The 16,475-nt window shown below is 42.0% G+C and carries 15 protein-coding genes, 1 tRNA gene and 1 other annotated feature (1 of these 17 only partly in view); all 16 genes read right to left on the bottom strand.

Translation table 11 applies throughout. From position 1 onward, the window contains the following. Positions 1–222, bottom strand: a binding site (T-box leader) (it extends 17 nt beyond the left edge of the window). 12 nt (positions 223–234) lie between these two features. Continuing rightward, positions 235–1,713, bottom strand: a complete 1,479-nt coding sequence (gltX, locus tag VJ09_RS11420) for a glutamate--tRNA ligase (RefSeq protein WP_044641859.1) — start codon at positions 1,711–1,713, stop codon at positions 235–237. Positions 1,714–1,733: 20 nt separating this feature from the next. After that, positions 1,734–2,207 (bottom strand): 2-C-methyl-D-erythritol 2,4-cyclodiphosphate synthase, encoded by a 474-nt coding sequence (gene ispF, locus VJ09_RS11415; RefSeq protein WP_044641858.1) that lies wholly within the window; start codon positions 2,205–2,207, stop codon positions 1,734–1,736. After that, the gene (gene ispD, locus VJ09_RS11410) at positions 2,204–2,974 is read right to left on the bottom strand and encodes a 2-C-methyl-D-erythritol 4-phosphate cytidylyltransferase (RefSeq protein WP_082050541.1); all 771 of its coding nucleotides are present in this window, start codon (positions 2,972–2,974) and stop codon (positions 2,204–2,206) included. Before ispD ends, ispF begins: the two co-directional genes overlap by 4 nt. A 2-nt stretch (positions 2,975–2,976) precedes the next feature. Further along, the gene (locus tag VJ09_RS11405; RefSeq protein WP_044641857.1) at positions 2,977–4,068 is read right to left on the bottom strand and encodes a PIN/TRAM domain-containing protein; all 1,092 of its coding nucleotides are present in this window, start codon (positions 4,066–4,068) and stop codon (positions 2,977–2,979) included. A gap of 122 nt (positions 4,069–4,190) precedes the next feature. Next, on the bottom strand, positions 4,191–4,685 hold the full coding sequence (locus VJ09_RS11400) for a CarD family transcriptional regulator (RefSeq protein WP_267904327.1): 495 nt from the start codon (positions 4,683–4,685) through the stop codon (positions 4,191–4,193). A 163-nt stretch (positions 4,686–4,848) separates the two neighbouring features. Beyond that, positions 4,849–5,559: a CDP-diacylglycerol--serine O-phosphatidyltransferase gene (pssA, locus tag VJ09_RS11395; RefSeq protein WP_044641855.1), complete on the bottom strand. Its 711-nt coding sequence runs from the start codon at positions 5,557–5,559 to the stop codon at positions 4,849–4,851. 100 nt (positions 5,560–5,659) lie between these two features. Further along, on the bottom strand, positions 5,660–6,739 hold the full coding sequence (gene disA, locus VJ09_RS11390) for a DNA integrity scanning diadenylate cyclase DisA (RefSeq protein WP_044642842.1): 1,080 nt from the start codon (positions 6,737–6,739) through the stop codon (positions 5,660–5,662). Between the two features lie 11 nt (positions 6,740–6,750). Next, a complete protein-coding gene (radA, locus tag VJ09_RS11385; RefSeq protein ID WP_044641854.1) occupies positions 6,751–8,127 on the bottom strand; it encodes a DNA repair protein RadA in 1,377 nt (458 codons plus the stop codon). 128 nt (positions 8,128–8,255) lie between these two features. Continuing rightward, positions 8,256–10,697, bottom strand: coding sequence for an ATP-dependent Clp protease ATP-binding subunit (locus tag VJ09_RS11380; RefSeq protein WP_044641853.1), 2,442 nt, complete (start codon positions 10,695–10,697; stop codon positions 8,256–8,258). A gap of 168 nt (positions 10,698–10,865) precedes the next feature. Continuing rightward, positions 10,866–11,957, bottom strand: a complete 1,092-nt coding sequence (locus VJ09_RS11375; protein ID WP_044641852.1) for a protein-arginine kinase McsB — start codon at positions 11,955–11,957, stop codon at positions 10,866–10,868. A 12-nt stretch (positions 11,958–11,969) separates the two neighbouring features. Further along, a complete protein-coding gene (locus VJ09_RS11370) occupies positions 11,970–12,494 on the bottom strand; it encodes a protein-arginine kinase activator protein McsA (RefSeq protein WP_325063592.1) in 525 nt (174 codons plus the stop codon). Continuing rightward, positions 12,494–12,967: a CtsR family transcriptional regulator gene (locus tag VJ09_RS11365; protein ID WP_044641851.1), complete on the bottom strand. Its 474-nt coding sequence runs from the start codon at positions 12,965–12,967 to the stop codon at positions 12,494–12,496. The genes VJ09_RS11370 and VJ09_RS11365 overlap by 1 nt, the downstream gene beginning before the upstream one ends. Positions 12,968–13,102: 135 nt before the next feature. Then, a complete protein-coding gene (locus VJ09_RS11360) occupies positions 13,103–13,774 on the bottom strand; it encodes an MgtC/SapB family protein (RefSeq protein ID WP_044641850.1) in 672 nt (223 codons plus the stop codon). A 222-nt stretch (positions 13,775–13,996) separates the two neighbouring features. After that, positions 13,997–14,072: transfer RNA gene (locus VJ09_RS11355), tRNA-Ala, on the bottom strand. A 99-nt stretch (positions 14,073–14,171) separates the two neighbouring features. Then, positions 14,172–14,342, bottom strand: a complete 171-nt coding sequence (locus VJ09_RS18460; protein ID WP_154662358.1) for a hypothetical protein — start codon at positions 14,340–14,342, stop codon at positions 14,172–14,174. Positions 14,343–14,353: 11 nt separating this feature from the next. Next, positions 14,354–16,417: a tetratricopeptide repeat protein gene (locus VJ09_RS11350; protein ID WP_082050540.1), complete on the bottom strand. Its 2,064-nt coding sequence runs from the start codon at positions 16,415–16,417 to the stop codon at positions 14,354–14,356. Between the last annotated feature and the right edge of the window lie 58 nt (positions 16,418–16,475).

The following is a 16,475-nucleotide window of genomic DNA, read 5'->3' as shown; positions in this document are numbered from 1 at the left end:
CGCGGTTCCACTCTGTTTGAGCCACCTTCTCTCCTCTAAACGAAAAAGAAAGAGCGACTCCACCTCTAGCCTATAACGGCAGGCTACCGCATCTGATTACTCGTTATCTTTCAACAGACGACTCCCGGGTGCATTTCCGATCACTTGGAATAGAGCTTCTCACCAACCGCTCTTCTCTGGAATTCCAATCATGACCGTACTTCTCCCGATCCACGTTTTGGTTATATCGTAATATTATTTTCCGACAACTTCTTCCCGCTTGTCAACTAGAGTCTGGAGGCGTTGAAGCACTTTTTGGACACCTAGTAATGAGATAGACTCTTTGAGATCCGGACCATGTACTTCACCCGTTACAGCTGCCCGAATCGGCATAAAGAGCTGCTTCCCTTTATAGCCAGTCTCTTTTTGTATCTGTTTAAAGAGAGGTTGCAATTCTGCTACTTGGATCTCTTCTTTTCCTTGTAGTTTCTCCAATAATGCCGCCAATACCACGGGGATATGATCCTCAGACAAAACTTGTTTGGCTTCTTCAGAGTACGTCATCTCTTCGCGGAAGAAAAGGTCTGTTAATTGTACAATATCCGAAATTTGATCTAATTGTTCCTGATATAGACCAATTAATCGTTTTAGCCATGCACGATCCCCTTCTTGAAGATCCCCTGTTACACGACCTGCCTTTTCTAGATAAGGGAGTGCCAAATCTAGAATTCGCTCAGTATCTGCCCTCTTGATATAGTGATTGTTCATCCATTTTAATTTGGCAGTGTCAAAAATAGCAGGAGATTTGGAAACACGTTCTATTCCAAATAGATTACACAGCTCTTCTAGAGAAAAGATCTCTTCTTCTCCTTCAGGAGACCAACCGAGGAGGGAGAGGAAGTTTACAATCGCTTCTGGTAAGAAACCTAACTCTCTATATTGGCTGATAAACTGAACGATAGAGCCATCTCGTTTACTCATCTTTTTCCCTTCCGGGTTCAAAATGAGCGGAATGTGTCCAAAAATAGGGGTTTTCCAACCAAAGGCTTGGTAAACAAGCAATTGTTTTGGTGTATTGGAAATATGCTCTTCCCCACGGAAAATATGACTAATTTTCATGAGGTAGTCGTCCACTACTACTGCAAAGTTATATGTAGGGCGTCCATCTTCACGTGCAATCACAAAGTCTCCAATACCATCTGATTCAAAAGAGACTTCACCTCGAACTAGATCTTGAAAAACTAATTGTTTTCCACTTGGTACTTTGAGCCGTACAGTCGGAACTCGACCTTCTTTTTCATACTTAGCACGCTCTTCAGCTGTGAGATCACGATCCCAACCACTATATTTCGGTGCTTCTCCACGAGCTAATTGCTCTTCTCGTTCTTTTTCAATTTCTTCTTTGGTAGCATAGCTATAGTATGCTTTTCCTTCTGCTAGCAATTGATTTAGATAAGTTTGGTAAATATCGAGACGCTCCATACAGCGATAAGGCGCATAAGGACCACCAATATCTACGGACTCGTCCCACTCAATCCCGAGCCATCGAAGACCATCCATTTGCTCTTCTCCAGCACCTTCTACATTTCGCTCCGTGTCAGTATCTTCAATCCGTAAAATAAAGTCTCCTCCATGCTTTTTCGCATACAGAAAACTAAATAGAGCGGTTCTGGCTCCTCCGATATGTAAGTATCCTGTTGGGCTTGGTGCATAGCGTGTACGAACACGATCCATCGCTTGGTACCTCCGAATATTTATTTTTGCAACAAAACAACCGCCATAGATGCAATTCCTTCGCCTCGTCCTGTAAAACCTAATTGCTCGGTCGTTGTCGCTTTCACATTGATTTGATCTAATTCAGCATCTAATAATTCCGCGATTCTCTTTCGCATTGCTGGAATATGTGGAGCCATCTTTGGTTTTTGAGCAATAATGGTTGCGTCTAAATTACCTAGACGGTAACCTCTATCTCGAACCATTCCCCAAACAGCTGCAAGCAATTTGGCACTATCAGCACCTTTCCATTCGGGGTCTGTGTCTGGGAAATGTTTTCCAATATCCCCTAGTGCAAGTGCTCCTAATATAGCATCTGTAATAGTGTGTAGCAAGACATCCGCATCCGAGTGACCTAGTAGCCCCTTCTCATACGGAATTTCAATCCCACCAATAATAAGCGGTCGATCTACCACCAACTGATGCACGTCATAACCTTGTCCAATTCTGATCATCTAGTTATCTCCCCCACTTGTCTTGAATCCAAGATCGCTTTGGCATAGATAAGATCTTCTGTGGTTGTGATCTTGATGTTATGATAGTTTCCCATCACCACTGTTACTGGATGACCGTAATGTTCCATGATAGAAGCATCATCTGTCACAGCAAGTTGTTGTTGCCCAGCATGATGATTAGCTTCAATCAAAAGCGAACGGCGAAAAGCTTGAGGGGTTTGAACATTCCAAAGAAAGGCCCGATCTGGTGTATTGGTCACCACTCCCTCGTGCACTTCTTTAATCGTATCTTTACTTGGAACAGCCAGGATTGCCGCATCCTTTTCTCGAACGACTGAAATAAGCTGTTGGAGACGCTCAGGCTCCACAAATGGCCTTACTGCATCATGCACGAGAACATATTCCGTCTCACATGCTAATAGACCCTGATAGACACTATCTTGCCTCTCCTTACCACCTACTACTATCTTTGTCACTTTTCGAAGCCCAGCTTCTGTAACCATTTGATATACACGTTCTTGTTCTTCTTCCCGAACCGCCAGCACAATTTCTGTTATCTCAGGTTGTTGGTCAAACAGAAATAAAGTATGTAACAATATTGGCTGTCCATCTAACTCTAGAAACTGTTTACTCTCTTTTGTCCCCATCCGCTTTCCTAGTCCAGCGGCTGGAATGACAACCCCTACGCTCACGTTGGTTGTATCCCCTTTCCCAAACAGAACAATGCCCGCAGGTAGAAAAATCCCACCACGGGCTAGTAACACCATATTTAAAGTGCTTTTTCTAAAAGTTTTGGTTTGGCGAAGATCATTCTACCTGCTGATGTTTGTAGCACACTGGTAACCAATACATCAATATGCTCTCCAATGTACTCCCGACCACCTTCAATAACAATCATCGTCCCATCATCTAAGTAGGCGACCCCTTGTCCATGCTCTTTTCCATCTTTGATCACTTGTACATTGATCTCTTCCCCTGGCAAGACAACTGGTTTCACTGCGTTAGCCAGATCATTGATGTTAAGAACATGTACTCCTTGTAATTCACACACCTTATTTAGGTTAAAATCATTGGTAACCACTTTTCCTGATAAAACTTTTGCTAGTTTTACCAGCTTGCTATCTACTTCGGATACTTCCTCAAAATCGCCTTCATAGATTAGAACTTTCACTTGTAGTTCTTTTTGGATCTTGTTCAAAATATCCAAACCACGACGACCTCGGTTACGTTTCAATACATCGGAAGAATCCGCAATATGCTGAAGTTCCTCCAACACAAAACTTGGAATCACTAGCGTTCCTTCTAGAAAGCCTGTCCGGCAAATATCTGCGATACGACCGTCAATAATGACACTCGTATCTAGAATTTTAGGCACATTAGTACTCTCTTTGTTCTCTTTCTTACGAGATTCTTTTCCTTGTCTACCTAAAGTAAAGATAGAAATAAGTTCGTCTCGTTTCTTATAACCTACACTAAACCCAAGATAGCCCAGAAGACCTGAGACCAAAAAAGGTAAGATCTGTGAAACTCCAGGGATCGGTAATTGGGAGATAGGTTGCTGAATAAGAAAAGCGATAATCAGTCCGAAAATCAGCCCTAACGCACCAGATAGCCCATCCGCTATTGGCATTTTCACCAGTCTTTCTTCAAACCATTTAATCCAACTAACTACTTCGTCCGAAAAACGAAGAGCTAAGAGGAAGAACAGAATCGAACCTACAATCGCTCCAATCCAGTGCGGCACTGGAACGGCTCCAAAGTTTAGGGACCTCTCCAGAGCTCGGAAGATTCTTTCCCCAAAATAGTAACCGGTTGAGAAACCTACTAGTAGAAATGCTAGTTGAACAGCTCGTTTCATCATTTGGAGCTTCACCTCCTCTCAACACAATAACAAATGTCTATGTCCCCATTATAGACAATCAAACCAAAAGTTAATCTAGGAAAATACTTTTCTCGTATTCCGTTCATAAATAGTAGAGAAAATCAGGTGCTAGTGGAAATAATTGCATCTATTAGATTGTATGCCTCTTGCTCTTCTAGATCCCGAGCCAGGGCAAGTTCACTTACTAAGATTAGTTTGGCATTATCTAGCATCTTTCGCTCTCCTGTAGAGAGACCTTTCTCTTCATCGCGCAACATCAAAGAGCATACTACATCAGCCACTTCATAGATATCCCCGCTCTTCATTTTGTCCATATTGGCACGATAGCGACGATTCCAATTGGTAGAATCCTCCATTTCCGACTGACGCATCCGATCTAACACTTCGAGCACAGTCGGTTCATCCACAACTTCCCGCAGACCAAGATTGCTAACGGCCTTTAACGGTACCATTACTTTCATTTCTCCAATCGGCATTCGCATTACGTAATATTGCTGCCGCTCCCCGAGAATCTCTTTCTCTTCAATCGACTCAATCACGCCCGCCCCATGCATAGGGTAAACCACCTTGTCGCCAATACTGAACAAATGATCCACCTCCGAAAGAGCAATATCTAGTTTCCAATATATCACAAACCGTTCATAATAGTCAAGAAAAGAAAACAAATATATTAGCATACTGGGATTGCAACGTCAATAGAAAAGAGCCCTTTCCATAAAAATGTTTACGAAAAGAGCTCCTCTATTTTCATGCATCACATTACTTAAGTTCTTCTGCTGGTTCTTCTGTCGCTTCCGAGCTTCTCTTTCGATTCAATGAGTTTTTCAAACCGTACAAGGCATATAAAACCAGTGGAATAAACATCACTTTGGGCATTTCTTGTGGGAAGTAGATCGCAGCAACTCCAACCACGATCACAAACAATCCAGCTATCCAATAAACACTCTTTGTAATTTTCATGCGTTTAAACGCTGGGTATTTAATTTGACTAATCATAAGATAGGATAAAAATAATGTACCAAAAATAAGGCCATACATTCCAATTCGTGTATTATATAAAGCCATTGTTGCTAAAATCCCGCCAGCTGCCGTGATCGGCAAACCTGTAAAATAGCCAGGTTCACTTGGTACTACGTTAAATCTCGCCAACCGCAAAGCTCCACATATAGGAAAAATAGCCGTTAAGAACCATCCTTCTGGCCCCATGTTTTCAAACGCCGCAACATAAACAATAATAGCAGGAGCAACTCCAAAGGAGATAACATCCGATAGAGAGTCCAGTTCTTTCCCAAATTCACTTTCCGTTTTTAACATACGAGCTACTCTGCCATCAAGACCATCTAACAACATCCCGATAATTACCATGATCGCAGCATAGTCCCAACGATCGCGGACAGCAAGTATGATAGCCATAATCCCTAAGAATAGATTCCCGACAGTAAAAATACTAGGTAGCGCTCTTGCAAGCATAAGTAAGGGAACCCCCTGATTTGATTCGTTAGGCGGTTCGTCCCGCCTCCTTCGTCCGAATTTTTTTTACTATTCATTTAGTGGTTTCATTCTAGGTGATTTACATATGTCTGTCAATAAAGACTTGTTCTTGTATGCGCTTTAACCCTTCATGGATATTGCGTGCGCGTACTTCTCCGATCCCCTCTACCTCATCCAATTCTTCAATCGTAGCAACCACCATCCTCGAAAGACTACGAAAATGATTGGTCATATTTTGCACAATGTTATACGGAAGTCTCGGGATTTTTTGGAGGATTCGATTTCCTCTAGAAGAAACATAATGCTCACTTGGATCATTAATACCATGATACCCTAAAATTCGTAGAATTTGTTGATGGATCAATAACTCATCTCGGTCCAGCTTTTTCAGTTGTAGAAAAACATCTGATACTGTTGGATTTCCAGGTTCTTTACTATAATCACGAATAAATAAACTGGCTTCCTCATCCAAATTGGATATCAGTTCTTCCATTTGCATACTGACCAAACGACCCTCTGTACCCAATTCATGAACATAACGATTGATCTCTCGAATCACTCGTAAATTCATTTCAATTCGTTGTAGGATAAAAGCAACCTCTTGCAAGGTTACTAACTCTTCAAATTCAAATGCACTTAGTTTCATCAGGCTTCTAGATAAAACAGTACGATACTTTTCCAAGGTTTGAAGCGCTTGATTTGCTTTGGACAATATTATTTGTTGATCTTTTAATACATACCGAATACCACCACGATAGAGCGTGATGGTATTTCTTCGTTGTGAAATAGAAACGACAAGTTTCCCAGTCTGCTTTGCACAGCGTTGAGCATTGCGGTGCCTTGTTCCTGTTTCCTTAGTTGGAATAGAAGAATGAGGGACCAACTGAGCATTGGCAAAGAGAATTCGCTTTCCATCATTACTTAAGATGATCGCACCATCCATTTTGGCCAATTCATATAGAAAAGTGGGGGAATAAGGACAATTAATATGAAAGCCTCCGTCTACGATCTCCTCCACTTTTTCATCATACCCCATTACAATAAGCGCTCCCGTATTGGCACTCAACACATTATCCAATCCCTCACGAAAGGCAGTTCCTGGTGCAACCCACCGTAACATCTCATTGATCGCAAGTTCATCCTTTTCCGTTTCTTTCAAAGCCATCACTTCTATCCTCCTAAGCCAATCTCTAATGCCTCTTGTAAGGACTGAACCCCAATACATTCAATTCCTTTAGGAGCTTTCCATCCTTTCTGATTCTTCTCAGGAAAAATCACCCTAGTAAAACCGAGTTGAGCAGCTTCTGCCACCCTTTGTTCAATTCGGGAAACACCACGTACCTCACCGGTTAGACCTACTTCTCCGATAAATAGATCTTTATTCCCTGTCGCCACTTCCCGAAAACTGGAGGCAAGACTGATCGCCATCGCAAGGTCGACTGCTGGTTCGTCTATCCTCATTCCGCCCACTACATTGAGATAAGCGTCTTGATTTTGCAAGAAAAAGCCGAGACGTTTTTCTAGTACTGCTAATATCATGCTCAACCGTTGATGATCTACTCCTGTAGCCATTCGCTTTGGAGTTGCAAAACTAGTGGGAGCAACCAATGCTTGTAATTCGACCAAAACAGGCCGAGATCCTTCGATACTAGCTGCAACCGATGTCCCTGGTACTCCAATTGGCCTGCCACTTAAAAATAGTTCCGAAGGGTTCGCTACCTCTGCTAATCCTTCCTCCTTCATCTCAAACACACCAATTTCATTGGTTGAACCAAAACGATTTTTGACTGCACGTAAAACTCGATAACTATTATGACGTTCCCCTTCAAAATAGAGAACGGAGTCCACCATATGTTCCAACATTCGAGGCCCTGCTATCGCCCCTTGCTTGGTTACATGCCCTACAATCATAATAGCAATCCCTTGTTCTTTGGCCCAACGCATTAACTGGCCCGTGCATTCCCGAACTTGGGAAACACTTCCGGGAGCCGCTGTCACTTCTGGGTGAAACATCGTCTGGATCGAGTCAATTACCATCAGGTATGGCTTCGTATCGTTCATCAATTCTTCAATAGCAGTCAAATCGGTTTCGGATGCGACCAATAGATTCTCATGAAGTGCCTCTAATCTCTCAGCACGTAATCGAATCTGTTCTGCCGATTCTTCACCTGAAACATAGAGAATCTCATAACCTTTACTAGCCAATCGATGCGTTGCTTGTAAAAGGAGTGTTGACTTTCCGATCCCTGGATCCCCTCCTACTAAAATAAGGGAACCTGGGACTAATCCTCCTCCTAATACACGATTTAGTTCTTCTATACCGGTATCAGCTCTTGTCTCATCTCTTTTTACTACCTGTGTAATCGGAGATGCTTTCTCTCGACGTCCAGAGCTTTTCCCGCGCAAAGAAGATGAACCTGCCCCTTTTGTAAACTCTCGTTCTTCGACTAAAGTGTTCCAAGTATGACATCCTGGACACTTGCCCATCCATTTGACCGTCTCATAACCACACTCTTGACACACAAACTTCGTTTTCGTTTTTGCCAATGTACGTCTCCCAATCTATAGAAAATGATATGTTCTATTATAGCAAATTAATTTTTCCTATTACTCCCAATAAGATATGAGATAAAGAAAAAGACCCTCCATATAGGAGAGTCTTCTTTGAAAATGGATTAGGTAGTAGTTCGTTCTGTTACCTTTTCCACAACTAGTTCGTCATTCTTTTTATCAATCACTACCGCATCACCATGTGCGATATTCCCTCGGAGAAGCTCTTCAGAAAGACGATCTTCTACATTCTTCTGAATCGCTCTACGTAGAGGACGCGCACCAAATTGTGGATCAAAACCGGCTTTCGCTAAATGTTTTTTGGCTTCGTCGGTTAAATGAAGCTCAATCCCTTGCTCCGAAAGACGCTTGCGAAGTTCATCGGACATCAACGTCACGATCTCTTGCAAATGCTCTTCTTTCAAGGAATGGAAAACAATTACATCATCAATCCGGTTCAAGAACTCTGGACGGAATGCTTTTTTCAGTTCACCCATCACGTTTTCTTTCATTTGTTCATACTCGTCTTTACTGGTATCACCCACAGTAAATCCTAGACGAGCACCACGTTTGATTGTAGAAGCTCCCACATTGGATGTCATGATGATGATGGTATTACGGAAGTCCACTGTACGACCTTTTCCATCTGTTAGTCGACCATCTTCTAACACCTGCAAAAGTACGTTAAAGACTTCTGGGTGTGCTTTTTCGATCTCGTCAAACAGAACAACAGAGTAAGGTTTGCGACGAACCTTTTCGGTCAGTTGACCACCTTCATCATAGCCTACATATCCTGGCGGAGATCCAACCAGACGACTGGTCGTATGTTTCTCCATGTATTCGGACATGTCGATACGGATCATCGCATCTTCATCACCAAACATCGATTCCGCCAAGGCGCGTGCGAGCTCTGTTTTTCCGACACCCGTAGGCCCTAGGAAGATAAAGGAACCAATTGGGCGCTTCGGATCTTTGAGACCTGCACGTGCACGACGAATTGCACGTGCAACAGATACAACGGCTTCATCCTGTCCAATCACTCGATTATGCAAGATATTCTCCATATTCAAGAGTCGGGCAGATTCTTCCTCTGCTAGTTTTACAACAGGAACACCAGTCCAGTTGGAAACCACATCCGCAATATCTTCCGTCGTTACTTCGTAGTCGCTTTTTCCTTGATCTTGTTTCCATTGGTTGCGTGTAATCTCTAGCTCTTCTCGCAACTTTTGTTCTCGATCACGTAAGGAAGCAGCTTTTTCGAATTCTTGGCTTTGTACCGCAGCATCCTTTTCTTTCTTAACCTCTTCCAACTTTTGTTCCAAATCTTTTACATCAGATGGAACAGTGTAGGAAGAAAGACGAACTTTGGAAGCTGCTTCATCAATGAGATCAATCGCTTTATCAGGAAGATATCGATCCGTGATATAACGATCTGATAGTTTCACCGCCTGCTCAATTGCCTCATCGGTAATTTTCACACGGTGATGCGCTTCATAACGATCTCGTAAACCTTGCAGAATCAAAATCGCTTCCTCTGCACTCGGCTCGTTCACAGTAATCGGTTGGAAACGACGCTCAAGCGCAGCATCTTTTTCAATATACTTGCGGTACTCGTCTAAGGTAGTAGCCCCGATGCATTGAAGCTCTCCCCTTGCAAGTGCAGGTTTCAGGATATTAGAAGCATCAATCGCCCCTTCAGCTCCCCCAGCACCAATCAAAGTATGAAGTTCATCAATAAAGAGAATAATATTCCCTGCTTGACGAATCTCATCCATAATTTTTTTCAGACGATCTTCGAATTCTCCACGATATTTAGTTCCAGCAACTACTGTCCCCATATCCAGCGTCATAACCCGCTTCGCACGTAGTGTCTCTGGGATCTCCCCTTCCACAATACGTTGTGCTAGGCCCTCCGCCACAGCCGTCTTCCCAACACCTGGTTCCCCAATGAGAACTGGGTTATTCTTGGTACGACGGGAGAGAACTTGAATCACCCGTTCAATCTCTTTGCTACGTCCAATGACAGGATCTACATTTCCATCTTTGGCTTGTTGGGTTAGGTCGCGTGCTAAACTATCCAACGTAGGGGTATTTGCGTTCGCGTGAGAGCCTGTTTGATTGGAGACTGACTCACTGCTACCAAGAAGTTGTAACACTTGTTGGCGCGCTTTGTTTAAGCTTACTCCTAAGTTATTTAAAACTCTCGCTGCTACACCTTCGCCTTCGCGAATCAGCCCAAGCAAGATGTGTTCTGTTCCTACATAGGTATGACCTAGCTTTCTTGCTTCGTCCATGGAGAGTTCAATCACTTTTTTTGCACGTGGAGTGTAAGCAATATTGGTTGGTTGCGTGCCACCCAGTCCAATTAATGTCTCCACTTCATTTTGAATTTTTTCTAGTCCTAGCCCCAAAGCAATCAATGCCTTTGCAGCTATTCCTTCTCCCTCACGTACAAGTCCAAGCAAGATGTGTTCTGTCCCAATGTTGCTATGACCCAACCGAACTGCCTCTTCTTGCGCCAATGCGAGTACTTTTTGCGCACGCTCGGTAAAACGACCAAACATCATAGGTAGCCACCTCACTAGTTTTATCTGTTAGAGTTGTTGTCTTCATCCTACCAAACCCTAAGCCAGCCTCCGGTTTCGGTTCTCTATGTCAAAAGAGCATATGGTTGGGAGCAAAGGATACAACTTACTCTACATTTCTTACAAAAACTCTTAAGAACTTACATTTACTTACTTTGTTGAATCGAACTCTTCTGGAAAATCGTTAATCCGCATTCGTTCTCGAATCAATTCAGCTCGTCTCATGTCTCTTTCTTCTGCTCCTAACTTTTCCCCTGCATACAATTGAAGAAAACCAGGTTGAATCACTACCATAAGCTCATTCATCACAGAAGATGGAAGATCTTTAATAAATCCCATATCGATCCCCAAACGAACATCAGATAGACGTCTCATCGCTTCTTTGGAATCCATTACACGTGCATGTTGTAAAATACCAAATGCACGAAAAAAACGATCTTCTAACTGCACAGAAGAGAGTTGGCGCAATCTTTCACGCGCATTTTCTTCTTGATTGATCATCTGTGCTACAACACCCTCCAACTTCTCGAGGATTTCCTCTTCTGAAGGGCCTAGCGTAACTTGATTGGACACTTGATAAAGTTGCCCAAGGGCTTCACTACCTTCTCCATAAATACCACGTACAGCTAATCCCACTTGTGTGATAGCAGGTAAAATACGATTTAACTGTTGGGTCATCGCAAGGGCTGGTAGATGAATCATAACAGAAGCACGAATCCCTGTACCAAAGTTGGTTGGACAGCTGGTTACATACCCATAATTTTCTTCAAAAGCAATATTGAGATGTCTTTCTAACCAATCATCAAGCTCACTGGCTAGCTTCCCGGCCAGTTTTAACTGTAATCCTGGGAAAAGACACTGGATTCGTATATGATCTTCTTCATTTAACATGATACTGACAGACTCATCTTGATTAAGTAGCACTGCACCATACTCAGAATCCTCTGCCAGATGTGGACTGATAAGATGTTTTTCTACTAAAACTCGTTTTTCAAGATCCGATAGATCTTTCATACGCACTAATTCGGCATCTTTTAGCACTTCAGGAGGATCTTCTTTCCAAGCAGCCTCCACCATCTCTACCACTTGCTCCGCCTGTGAGGAATTACTCAACATAGGAAAGGGGAGGTCGGTGAGATTTCTCGCTAAACGGATACGACTGCTAAAGATAATATCGGATTCTGGTCCTTTTACTCTCATCCATTCGCTGATCGCGTTTTGCAAGAAGCGATGTAGCGACATCTCCATTCCCTCCTATGAATCTAAGCGATCCTGCATGGAACGAATTTCATCGCGGATCTTGGCCGCTTTTTCAAATTCCTCTTGTTGGATGCATTGATTCAGTTCCTCTTTGAGTCGAGATAAATCTCGTTTCAGCTTTAACTTTCCTTTGGTACGATTGGGGATCTTTCCATGGTGTTTGGTTTGTCCATGAATTCTTCTAAGGAGCGGTGTTAATCGCTCGCGGAATGTATGAAAACATTGACTACACCCAAAACGCCCAATTTTACTAAACTGTTGATATGTTAAACCGCAATTCGGACACTGCATTCCTTCACGTTGTCTAGCGGCTGGTTGTGAGCCATTCATTGTCTCCAAATTCATCAGGCCCGATAGTAACTGATGAAAAGAGAAACCATCATCCAAAGGCGACATATAGTCACCTTTCTCCTGAGCACAGACTTCGCAGAGATGATATTCCGTCTTATGCCCATTTACAATCTTTGTGTAGTGAATAGTAGCCGGACGTTTGCTACATTCTGGACAAAGCACGATCATCACTCTCCCTTGCTTGTAAATAGAGTCGAGACCATTGTCCTCATCATTCTCGCCCGCAGCTGGTCTCGTAGAGGAAGGGGCATTTGCAGTACTTCCCGCGAAATCATCCTCTTCATTAAGAGCGCTTCTCGTGGGTCCATTAACCCATCATCTAAAAGTCTGCTGATCACATGCTCGGCGGTTAGTTGAGGAATAGAGTCCCCGATCTGATGCAATATAATTCCTAGGTAGTCTTGGTGGGACTTACAAACTACTTTTTGGATCCGGATAAATCCGCCACCACCTCGCTTACTCTCTACTACATAACCTTTTTCTATCGTAAAGCGTGTACCGATTACGTAGTTGATCTGCGAAGGAACGCATTGGAAAATATCCGCTAGTTCGCTCCGTTTGATTTCTACAATCCCAGAGGAACTTTCCTGTAAGATCTTCTTCAAATAGTGCTCTATGATGTCCGAAATACTTTCACTCATCGGACAACCCCCTGCTGACTTTGACTATCTTTGACCTTATAGAACTATTATATGACTTCTTGGATCGTTTGCCAACCTTTTTCCTTAGACAGTGTTTCTTCTGGATGGTTACTATATACCCGTTTTTTCATCCATTTAGTGATTTGTTATTTTTTCTACACCTGCTAATTGATACAGTTCCTCATAAAGTGCCAAAGGTACCATTTCTTCTTTGATTGTGATCGTAACGATATGTGTATCTTTTTCCTCTTCTAACTTAAAGCTCTTAAGTTTCACCTGATAACGATCCAAAAGAGCCGAGATCGTAGCTAAATCTTCTGGCATTTCCCGAAACATTAGCCGAATCGTCTGGCGTTTCTTTTTGATCAACTTCTCTTCCCAATGATTTAGTAGGTTCAAACTTAGGAAAACCAAAAAAGTAGTAAAAGTTGCTGCAAATAGAAAACCTGCTCCAACAGACAGACCAATCCCTGCTACTACCCAAAGGGATGCTGCTGTCGTGAGACCGCTGATCGTAAGTCCCTGCCGAATAATCGTACCGGCACCTAAAAAACCAATTCCACTAATTACTTGTGCACTAATTCGAGAAGGATCAAATGTTACTTTCGGTTCTGACATAAACGGTGCAAATCCATAAATAGAAATCAACATAACTAATGCAGATCCAACACTTACTAAAATATGAGTCCTTAGTCCTGCTGGGTGCAAGTTTTTTTCCCGCTCCCAGCCAATTAATCCACCTAGTAAAGCAGCAATAAAAAGACGCCCCATTAATTCCCAATAGGATAAAACCCAAATACTATTCATATGGCTTTACCTCCCAATTATGTGAATCATACACTAAATGTTTATGATAAATTTAAACACTAAAGGGTTGTGCATCAGCTAAAATTCACAGGATAGTTCAAGTATTATTTTTCTCCATTTCAAGCTCTAACTTTACAAAAAAATGATAAGGATCTTTCTTAACTTTTTGGATAAAAAAAAGCAAGCATCTTATGTAGATGCTTGCTTTTTTTATTCTTTGTATGGTGGAGCTAAGCGGGATCGAACCGCTGACCTCCTGCTTGCAAGGCAGGCGCTCTCCCAGCTGAGCTATAGCCCCATATTCCGTAACAACGAATCTTATTATAACAGATTTAATTAATATTATGCAAGAAAAAAAATCCTCTCTTTCTTATTTTTGAAAGAGAGGATTTTTTCCTTAACGAGGAATAGGAGTTAATTCATTTAGTTCTACTTTACTCAGCGGTATTTCTAATGGGGGGGTTACAACCCCATTGACTGCTTCACTAACTTGTGAATATAGAAATTCTCCAGCAAAAGCGATAACAGTTCCAACTAATACAAGAAGGAGTACTTTCTGTTTGCTCACATTTTCCCCTCCTATTTCTTAGGTGCAGGTGTGATCTGTGTACCTGGTCTTGGTCCCAATGCTTCTACAAACTTTTGCAACTCTAGGTAAGCACTATTATTCGGCTCTAAAACTAGAGCAGCTTTTGCAGAATCGATCGCTAAAGTTCTATATGCATTAGGGTCATTAGTAGGTCGATCTTTCGTTGGCAAGGTAGGATTATCCTTTGCGGTATTACACATCGAAGCTGCATTCGCGTCCTTATGACACTGACTAGCACTCAATGCCAACAGATAAAAATACTTAGCATTCTTCTGATCTCGGAAGACTGCCTTTTCTGCTGCAAAATAGGCTTCCATGTAAGATCCAAAATAATAATAAGCATGAGCTTTTAAATATTGATGTTCTGCATTATCTTTATCAAGATTAGATCCTGTTTGTAACGCATATAAAGACTTGTTTTTAATGGATTCCAGTTCCTTCGTTTGGTCCTCATTCGGTTTCTCACCAAACTCTGTTTTCTTTTGCTTATAAAGCTCTAAATAGAGGAGACCCTTCGTTACTTGAGACATTTTTTCGTTTTCATCTATTTTGGTTGCTTGATCTTCATAGGATATCGCTGATTTCAGGTCACCTTGTTCATAGGAATAGATTGCTAATTCGTGTAATCCATCCCCATTTCTAGAATCTGTATTGGCAACCTTTTTAAATGCCTCTATCGCTTCATTCTTTTTATTTTGTGCTTTGTAAATCTTTCCTTGATGATAATAGAAGTTCGCCTTACGAGAGTTCAATTCAATAGCTTTATTGACTGCTTCTAACGCTTTAGGGTAGTCCTTTTGATAATAGTAGTACGTAGCCAACTGATCATAAATATCCTCATCATCTGAGAATATCTCAGTAGCAATCGTTAGTACTTCAATTCCCTTAACATAATTCTTTTGTGCACCATAATAGTTAGTTAGTTTCAAATAATAGTCCGGTTTTTCTGGATTGGCACTAATCGCTTTCAATGCACTTTGAATCGCCTTATTCAGATCTCCGTTTTTATCTGCCTGAATAGACTCATCTATAAATTTCTCTGCAGCAACTGGATCTTCTTCGATATTAGGATCAATAATACTTTCTGCTATACTACGAGGACCTGATCCCAAAAAGTTTTGCACCGCAAGCACTACTGCTACGACTGCAACTAAAATAAGAATATTTTGTTTCGTGAAAAGTGGTTTTTTCGCCGCCACTTTCCTTGTCTCTTTCTTCAAATCTGGGTGTTGTTTTATCTCGACCTCTTCTGCTGGCTTTTTCTCTTCTAAACCAAAAGACATAAGGGTCGTTCTTCCTGTTAATGTATCATCCATTAGAGCTGCTTGCTTACCTGATCCAGTATCATCGATCCATTTCCAGATCTCTTTCATCCTAGGTCGGCGATAAGGATCCGGAGAAAAGGCTCTCATCATGATCGATTCTAGTTCAATAGGTAAAGGTTTGATTTTTTCCCTTAGTAACTGAACATTGATACTCGCGGGTTCATCCACACTCTCTTGGGTCAACATATGATACATTAGTTTTGCTAACTGTAAGACATCTTCTGCCTCGCGTGTTTCCAAATCCTGTGGAGCCCCCGGATTCGGCAACACGGAAGAGGAACCGCCGTAAATAAAGCGAATCCGATCTCCCTCTTCAATCATCATATTCAGAGGGTCTACGATACCAAACTGCCCCTCCTCATAAAGACTCATCAGATGCCTAGCAATCTGCTTAGCGATCTCTTTCATCTCTTCTAACGGAACCGGAGCATATTGAAATAGATGAACCCCTAAAATATTTCCTTGAATCGGAAAGATCTGATATAAGATTCCACTTTCTTGAATCAAATCTTCTGTAGGGACAAAAATATCTTCCTCACGCAATGAAAGTCGCGCCTTTTCCTGTTCACTTAATGGCTTATTCAGTTCGACTGCGTGAACAAGAAACATTTTTTCTGGGTCTTGCTCTCCTAAATTGGTTAAATAGAGAGCGCGATCTTGTAATGCAAAAACATGTAGAACTTGATATCGACCAGCAATAACATCTTGTGGTTGCTTAAACTCCATCATGTCTCTCCCTCACACCTTGCTAACCGATTAGCGTGTTCCAGAGGATTAATCCAACAAC

The sequence above is a fragment of the Risungbinella massiliensis genome (assembly GCF_000942395.1).
Taxonomy (GTDB): Bacteria; Bacillota; Bacilli; order Thermoactinomycetales; family Thermoactinomycetaceae; genus Risungbinella; species Risungbinella massiliensis.
This window is presented reverse-complemented; position numbering and strand designations above follow the sequence as displayed.